This is a genomic window from Micromonospora phytophila (assembly GCF_023656545.1).
Lineage (GTDB): Bacteria > Actinomycetota > Actinomycetes > Mycobacteriales > Micromonosporaceae > Micromonospora > Micromonospora phytophila.
Genome location: NZ_JAMOKF010000273.1, coordinates 1 through 7,497, shown reverse-complemented (window position 1 = coordinate 7,497; position 7,497 = coordinate 1). Strand labels below are relative to the sequence as shown.

General features: G+C 74.1%; 8 protein-coding genes and 1 pseudogene. 3 read left to right on the top strand and 6 right to left on the bottom strand.

The features are described from left to right. Window positions 1-642: SGNH/GDSL hydrolase family protein (locus NCC78_RS24370; RefSeq protein ID WP_250797285.1), on the bottom strand; the 642-nt coding region annotated here is incomplete at its 3' end. Window positions 643-669: 27 nt separating this feature from the next. After that, window positions 670-1,524, bottom strand: coding sequence for a formate/nitrite transporter family protein (locus NCC78_RS24365; RefSeq protein WP_250797284.1), 855 nt, complete (start codon window positions 1,522-1,524; stop codon window positions 670-672). A gap of 112 nt (window positions 1,525-1,636) precedes the next feature. Here NCC78_RS24365 and NCC78_RS24360 point away from each other — a divergent pair, with 112 nt between their 5' ends. Further along, entirely contained in the window at window positions 1,637-2,347 is a 711-nt protein-coding gene (locus tag NCC78_RS24360) for an MBL fold metallo-hydrolase (RefSeq protein WP_250797283.1), read from the top strand. Window positions 2,348-2,435: 88 nt separating this feature from the next. Here NCC78_RS24360 and NCC78_RS24355 read toward each other — a convergent pair whose 3' ends face one another. From NCC78_RS24355 to NCC78_RS24340, 3 genes and pseudogenes are all read right to left on the bottom strand, one after another. Continuing rightward, window positions 2,436-3,542 carry a magnesium and cobalt transport protein CorA gene (locus tag NCC78_RS24355; protein WP_250797282.1) on the bottom strand — a complete coding sequence of 369 codons (1,107 nt, stop codon included), beginning with the start codon at window positions 3,540-3,542 and terminating at the stop codon, window positions 2,436-2,438. A 64-nt stretch (window positions 3,543-3,606) separates the two neighbouring features. Next, window positions 3,607-4,224 (bottom strand): annotated as a pseudogene (locus tag NCC78_RS32785) (class F sortase). Window positions 4,225-4,316: 92 nt separating this feature from the next. Then, a complete protein-coding gene (locus tag NCC78_RS24340; RefSeq protein ID WP_250797280.1) occupies window positions 4,317-4,805 on the bottom strand; it encodes a hypothetical protein in 489 nt (162 codons plus the stop codon). A 288-nt stretch (window positions 4,806-5,093) separates the two neighbouring features. Between NCC78_RS24340 and NCC78_RS24335 the strand changes: the two genes are divergently transcribed. Next, a complete protein-coding gene (locus tag NCC78_RS24335; RefSeq protein WP_250797278.1) occupies window positions 5,094-5,630 on the top strand; it encodes a GNAT family N-acetyltransferase in 537 nt (178 codons plus the stop codon). A gap of 64 nt (window positions 5,631-5,694) precedes the next feature. Here NCC78_RS24335 and NCC78_RS24330 read toward each other — a convergent pair whose 3' ends face one another. Further along, a complete protein-coding gene (locus tag NCC78_RS24330; protein ID WP_250797276.1) occupies window positions 5,695-6,522 on the bottom strand; it encodes a class I SAM-dependent methyltransferase in 828 nt (275 codons plus the stop codon). A gap of 565 nt (window positions 6,523-7,087) precedes the next feature. Between NCC78_RS24330 and NCC78_RS24325 the strand changes: the two genes are divergently transcribed. Next, on the top strand, window positions 7,088-7,497 hold a 410-nt coding region (locus NCC78_RS24325), incomplete at its 3' end, for a lycopene cyclase family protein (RefSeq protein ID WP_250797275.1).

Sequence of the window (7,497 nt, the reverse complement as noted above, 5' to 3'; positions counted from 1 at the left end):
GAGCACCTGGTGCCCGCGCCGGCGTGGTGCCGCCTCCAGCGGGCGGGTCCACGAGTCGTCGGTGCCGGGCAACCCGGCGGTGTACGCGAGCGCGGCGGCGATCCGCTGGTGGCCGAGGCTGTTGGCGTGCAACCGGTCGTCGCTCCACAGTCGAGGGTCGGAGGCGACGGGGTGCGCGCCGAAGTCCACCAGGGTCGCCCCGGTCTCGGCGGTGACGGCCCGCAGCGCCTCGTTGAGCGCCAGCAGCCGGCCGCGCAGCGGACGGGCCAGCGGCATCACCGGCACCGGGTCGGGCATGGTGAAGGTCAGCACCGTGGCGCCCTGCCCGACCAGTGCGCGCTGCATCTCGCGGACGTCCTCGGCGATTCGGTCGGCGTCGAAGGAGGGGCGCAGCACGTCGTTCATGCCGGCCACCACGGTGGCGAGGTCCGGCGCGAGGTCGAGGGCCGGTTGCAACTGCTCGGCGCGGATCCTCGCGGTGGTGCGTCCCCGGATCGCCAGGTTGGCGTACTCCAGGCCGCCCTGCGCCCGGGCCACCGCCAGGGCGAACCGGTCCGCCCAGCCCCGGTAGCCGCCGGCCCCGTCGGGGTCGTCGAGCCCCTCGGTGGTGCTGTCGCCGATCGCCACGTACCGATGCCACATCACCTCCGCGAGGGTAGCGGCCGGGGATCAGGCCAACTCACGGGGTCGCTGCGCGGGGACCTTCGTCTCGTCGCTGTCGTCCTTGAGGAAGAGGTACCAGTAGGAGGTCGCCACGAAGACAACCGCGCCGACCAGGTTGCCGAGGAACGCGAAGAGCCAGTTGTTCAGCACGTCGAGCCAGCCGATCCCGGGCACTCCGGCCCAGATGGCGGCGGGCAGGAAGAACATGTTCGCCACCACGTGGTCGAAACCCATCGCCACGAACGCCATGATCGGGAAGAAGATGCCGAGGATCTTGCCGGAGACGTTGTCCGCGGCGAGCGCCAGCCACACCCCGAGGCAGACCAGCCAGTTGCAGCCCACGCCGCGCAGGAAGACTTGCCAGTTGCTCTCGTGCTGCGCCTTGGCCTCCGCGATGCCGGCCAGCCGCTCGTACGCCATCCCGGCCGGCGCCCCCGCGTCGCTGCCGGTGTCGCCGATCACCCCGGTGGAGACGGCCAGGAAGTAGGCGACGAAGAGCGCGCCGAGCAGGTTGCCCAGCAGGGTGAGGGTGAGGTTGCGGGCCACGTCGCCGACGGAGAGCCGGCCGTTCATCGCCCCGATCGGCACCAGCAGCATGTTGCCGGTGACCAGGTGCGAGCCGGCGATGATGACCAGCACCAGACCCAGGGTGAACGCCGCGCCGGTGAAGAGCGTCGGCAGCGTTCCCCACCTGGCCGGGTCGAGCCCGGCCGACACCACGATCGCGACCAGCGCGCCGAAGGCGATGTACGCCCCTGCGAGGAACGACCCGACGAGGGTCTTGTCCCAGCGCAGCCGCGCCTTCTTCACGCCGGTGGCGACCGCGGCCTGCGCGATCTCGGCTGGCTCCCTGGCGGTCATCTGCCTGTCCTCCCGGCCGGGGTTGGGGTCCGTGCCGCCCCTGGTACCCCCGTCGTGGCGGCTCCACTCGCGGCGGGGCAGAGACCGGCGGCTATGCCGCTACACTCGGCCGATGGCGCGATCGGCGGCGGTTCTGCTGGCCCCCGGCATCTGGCGCATCCCCACCGCCGGCCGGTCGATGATCAACTCGTACGCCCTGCTGGACGACGACGGCAGCGTGACGCTGGTCGACTGCGGGCTGAAGCGCGCGCCCGCCCGGATCGTGCGGGGGCTGGCGGCGATCGGGAAGAGCCCGTCCGACGTCACCCGGATCGTGCTCACCCACGCCCACGCCGACCACGCCGGTGGCGCCGCGGAGCTGGCCCGCCGCACCGGGGCGCCGGTCGCCGCGCACGCCGCCGACGTCCCGTACGCCGAGGCGGGCCGGGTGCCGCCGGCGGATCCGGCGGTGACGGGCGCCCGGCTGTTCGCCCGGCTGGCCGGTGGTCGGTTCCCGGCCGTGCCGGTCGCCCGGCCGCTCGCCGACGGGGACCTGCTCGACGTGGGCGGCGGCCTGCGGGTGGTGCACACCCCCGGGCACTCCCCGGGGCACGTCTCGCTGCTGCACGAGCCCACCCGGGTGCTGATCACCGGGGACGCGCTGTTCAACGTGGCCGGCATCCGGTGGCCGGTGAAGGCGTTCTGCGCCGACTTCCGGATGACCCAGCGGACCGCGCACGTGCTGGGCGAGCTGGACTACGACGTGGCCGCCTTCACCCACGGCCCCGAGATCACCGACCGGGCCCGCGAGCGCGTCCGCGGCTTCCTCTCCCGCCTGCCCTGACCCGCCCGCGCCCGCCGCACACCAGTCGCGCACCGCCGGGGTGAGCGGGTGCCGCGTACGAGGGGAAATCCGGACGTTCGGAGGGCGGTCAGAGCCAGCCGGAGCGGCGGAAGAGGCGGTGCAGGGTGACGGCGGCCAGCGCCATCAGCCCCAGCGCGAGGAAGTAGCCGTAGCGCCAGCCCAGCTCCGGCATATTGGTGAAGTTCATGCCGTAGACCCCGGCGATGGCGGTCTGGGTGGCGGCGATGGCCGCCCAGGCGGCGATCTTGCGCATGTCGTTGTTCTGGTCCACCGCGAGCTGCGCCAGGCGGGACTGCAGGATCGAGTTGAGCAGGTCGTCGTAGGCGGCGACCCGGTCCACCGCCCGGGTCAGCCGGGCGTCGACGTCGACGAACCAGCGGTGCAGGCCGCGCGGCGGGTTGTCGGGCCGCTGGTCGAGCAGCGAGCGCAGCGGCGCCTGCAACGGCAGCACCGCCCGCTTGAACTCCACCACCTCCCGCTTGAGCTGGTAGATGTGCTGGATGTCGGCGGAGCGGTCCCGGGCGAACACGGTCTCCTCGACCCGTTCCAGGTCCCGCTCGACGTGCCCGGCGACCTCCAGGTAGAGGTCGACCATCCGGGAGCAGACCGCGTACGCCACCGCCCACGGGCCCTCGGCGAGCACCGTCGGGCGACGCTGGATGTCGTCGCGGACCGGGGCGAGCGCGCCGGACGCCCCGTGCCGGACGGTGATGACGAACCGGTCGCCGAGCAGGACCATCACGTCACCGGTGTCGATCACCTCGGAGTCGTGCGTCAGCTCGGCGTGCTCGACGTAGCCGGCGGTGCGCAGCACCAGCCGGGTGACGTCGCCGTCGCGCTGCACGGTGGGGCGGTGCCCGTCGGCGAGGGCCTGCTCGACGATGAGCTCGTCGAGCCCGAAGGTGCGGCCGACCGCCGCCATCACCGCCGGCCCGGGGTCGTGCAGCCCCAGCCACACGAAGGCGTTGCGGCTGCGGCGGCTGCGGGCGTACGCGTCGGCGTAGTGCGGCCGGCCCGGCTCGCGCTGTCCGTTGACGTAGACGGCGCAGTCGACCACCGCGTCCGGGTTGGTCCGCCGGGGCGCCCGGCCGGGCTGCTGCTCGGGCCCGGGCCGGCCGAGCAGCCGGGTGAACAGCGCCGGCAGGCGCAGCCGTTCGCGTACCGGGTGACCCACCCGCCCACCTCCTGGTCGCCAGCCTCCGCGCTCGACACCGTACGCGAATCGGCGCGGTGCGGGGTCACGGCACCCGGGTGGCGAAGACGACCACGTTGTCGACGTAGTTGCCGCTGCGCTGGTCGAACCGGCCGCCGCAGGTGATCAGGCGCAGTCCGGCGGCGCCGTTGGGGCCGTAGACCAGGTCGGTGGGGAAGCGGCTCTTCGGGTACGACCCCACGCCGTCCACGGCGAAGGTGGCCACGCTCGCGTCGGCGCGGGTTATCCGTACGGTGTCGCCGGTGCGCAGCCGGCCGAGCTCGAAGAAGACGGCCGGGCCGGCGGCGGAGTCGACGTGTCCGACGAGGACCGCGTTGCCGGGCTAGCCGGGGCTGACACCGTGCCGGTACCAGCCGGCCAGGGTGGGCCGGTCCAGCGGCGGCACCTCCAGCTCTCCCTTGGCGTCGGCGCCCACCGGCACGATCCGCGCCCGCACGCCGATGGCGGGGATCTGCACGTCGACCGGGTCGGCGCGGGGCAGCGGCGGTACCGAGGGCGCGGGACGGGACCCGGTAGGCGCGTCGGCGGCCCCGGGCCGCGGCGGGAGCGGGGTCGTCGTCAGCCCGGCGGCGACCAGCGCCAGCCCCGTCGTGCCGAGCAGGGCGACGAACGTGGCCGCCCATCCGGGTCTGCGTCGCGACACGTTTCCACCTCCGTACGCGTTCGCCCGGGTGCCCGCCCCGGTGTCACCGGTGCGGGCACCCGTTGCAGGGATGGACGGCGCGGGGCGCCGGGTCAGAGCGTGGCCGTGGCCATGTGACGTCGCCGGCGGGCCAGGATCAGGGCGCCCCCGGCGGCCGATCCGATCAGGACGCCCCCGGCGGCGAGCGCCCCGGCGCCGTCGTCGGTCTCGCGGCCGCCGGCCGGGGCCCCGCCGATCGGGGTGACGGTGAACGTCGCGCTGCCGGCCGGGCTGCCGTCGCCGCAGGTCGCGGTCACCGTGTAGGTGCCCAGGGTGAAGCCGGCGGTGAAGAGTTCGGCGCTCAGCCCGCCGCCGGCCGCGGCCGTGGTGGACCGGACGTTCTGGTCACGGTTGGGGCCGGTGACGCGGAAGATCGCGTCGCCGGACTTCGGGTTGCAGGTCGTCGCGGTGAGCACGACCGTTCCGCCGACCGGAGTGGTGGCCGGTGACACCCTGACGTCGGCCAGTGCGACCCCGGGCAGCAGGAGCGTGCCGAGACCCACGCCGACCGCCGCCGATACGAGAACTGTCTTTGCCTTCATACGCGTCTTCCCTCACTTTTCGTCCGCTGACTGCGTGGGACGTCGTTCGGGCGGCCAACTCCGTGACTAGCACCGGTGTGACCAACACTAGGAGGGTTGGGGTCTCGATCCGGTGAAAATGAGAATTCTTCGTTGCCGTCACGTGTCCACCTGACGGTGGCGGATGCCCCCGCTGGTCGCCCGACGCGTTCCCGCGAGGTCCGCACGCAAAGCGCCCGTCTACGACCCTTCGTCGCCCACCGGGAAACCGGCTTCCGCCCGCCCGGGGGCGGCGACTAACCTCGCCCGGTGACGGAGATCAGGACCGACCGACTGCTGCTGCGGAGCTGGCGGGAGTCCGACCTCGCGCCCTGGGCCGCCATGAACGCCGACCCCGAGGTGCGTGAACACCTCGGCCCGCCGCTCACCGCCGAGCAAGCCACTGCCTCCGCCCGGTCCTTCCAGGCGGACCTCGACCGCCTCGGCTACGGCTTCTGGGCCGTCGAGCTGCGCGACGGCGGTGAGTTCATCGGCTTCGCCGGGCTGGACCGGGTCGACGAGGGGATGCCGTTCACCGGCGTGGAGGCCGGCTGGCGGCTCGCCCGCGCCGCCTGGGGCCACGGCTACGCCACCGAGGCGGCCCGCGCCGTGCTCGGGTACGGCTTCGACACCGTCGGGCTGCCCGAGATCCTGGCGATCACCACCGCGACGAACCTGCGCTCACAGGCGGTGATGCGCCGCCTCGGCATGACCACCGACCCGGCCGACGACTTCGACGACCCGGAGGTCGACGCCGGCCCGCTCCGCCGCCAGGTCGTCTACCGCACGCGCGCCGGAGGCCGCTGAGCCCCGCGGTCACCCGCGACCGGCCGGGACACCGGGCGCACCCCCCGCGGCTCCTGCGGCGCGGTCAGCCGCGGCGACGGGCCTGAAGGGTGTACGTCTGCGGCAGCCGCCACGGCCGGTCCCGCAGCCGGTGCTCGCCGTGGGCGTCGCGGACCGTGCGCCCGGGCAGCGCGTCCCACGGCGCGCTGTCGTGCTCCTGGAGCATGGTCAGGTCCAGCCCCGCGTCCAGCAGCGCGGTGACCACCTCGCCCAGCCCGTGGTTCCACTCGTGCGTCAGATTGTGGGTGAACGTCGCCTCGGTCTCCACGTACGTGCCGGACTCGTTCCAGACCGTCGGCTCGGGCAACTCGAAGTAGGGGTGCTCCACGGCGAGCACGCCGTCCGGGTGGCTCTCGTCGACCGCCCAGAGCATCGGGTGCCCCTCGCGCAGGAACAGCCGGCCACCGGGACGCAGCAACGCGGCGACCACCCGCGCCCACCGGCGGACGTCCGGCAGCCAGCACAACGCGCCGACGCCGGTGTAGACCAGGTCGAACACCTCCCGGCCCAGCGCCTCCGGCGCGTCGTACACGTCGGATTCGACGAAGTCGACGGCGGCGTCGACGCGGGCGGCGAGGCGGCGGGCCTCGGCCAGGGACGCGCCGGAGAAGTCCAGGCCGGTCATCCGCGCGCCCAGCCGGTGCAGCGAGACGGTGTCCGTGCCGATGTGGCACTGCAGGTGCACCCCGCGCAAACCGGCCACGTCGCCCAGGCGCGGCAGGTCGAAGCGGACCACCTCGCTGAGGTACGCGGCATCGGCGACGAACCGCTCGACCGCGTAGTCCGGCGACGCCGCGTGGGCGCCCGCCCGCTCGTCCCAGTTGGCCCGGTTCACCGTCCGCCAGTCGCTCACCGCGCGACCGTCGCACACCGCAGCTCGTCGATCAACGGGATAACCGCCCTGCCCGTCGCCCGACCCGACCCGGAGCCGGCCGTTGCTGCCTTGCCGGGCGAACTCCACCCGCGGCGAACGACCGGCGTCACGATCACGGAGGGCGATCGGGGACAAGTGCGGTCGACGCCCCCGCCGCCCCTTTGCTCTGCACCCCTATCCGCGCCGGTTACCGAGAGTGGCGCGTCACTGACGGCCCGCCCCGCCGAGCCGGACGGTCGGGCCAGCTCAGCGAGGTGGTGCGCATCCGGGTGCAGAGCAAAGCGCGGGAAGTGCGGTGCCGGCGTCGCGGAAGCGGGTCACGGTGAGTCACGACACGCTCCGTGATGCTTCGGCGGAGCGTGCCGGTGACGCCGCGTGCGCGGCGAGCTGGACTGGGCGGTCCATTACCTGGCGGACGTGCGGGACTACTTCGCCCGGGGCCGCCCGCAGCGGCGACGCCGTCATCTGCGGGGTCTCCTCAACCCGCTCCGCTCGAAGTTCCGGCGTCGCGGCGCACCCGGTCGCCGGCCGGCCCCGCGCGGCGGTGTGGCAGCGTGGTCGCGTGAACTTCTCCGCACCGGTGGACGTCGACCTCGCGCTGGTCGGCGGGGGTGGCGCCGCCTCCCTCGTACTGGCCGCGCTGGACCGGCACGGCGTGCGTGACCTGCGGGTCGCCGTGATCGACCCGGTGCACCGGCGGGGCCAGGACCGGACCTGGGCGTTCTGGGACCGCCCCGGCAACGACCTCGACCCGGTGCTGGCGGCGAGCTGGTCGCAGGTCGAGGTCGCCACGCCCGCCGGCCGCCGCGTGCTCGACCTCGCCCCGCTGCGGTACGCCATGCTCCGCTCCGGCCCGGTCTACGACCGCGCGGCCGAGGCGGAACGGCGTCTCGGCGTGACCCGGGTCGTCGCGGGCGTCGACGCCCTCGACGACGACGGTGAACGGGCCGAGGT

Bases quoted from the DNA above. Each gene is read 5' to 3' on its own strand.
- NCC78_RS24365 (WP_250797284.1), bottom strand. From the start codon at position 1,524: ATGACCGCCAGGGAGCCAGCCGAGATCGCGCAGGCCGCGGTCGCCACC.
- NCC78_RS24360 (WP_250797283.1), top strand. From the start codon at position 1,637: ATGGCGCGATCGGCGGCGGTTCTGCTGGCCCCCGGCATCTGGCGCATC.
- NCC78_RS24340 (WP_250797280.1), bottom strand. From the start codon at position 4,805: ATGAAGGCAAAGACAGTTCTCGTATCGGCGGCGGTCGGCGTGGGTCTC.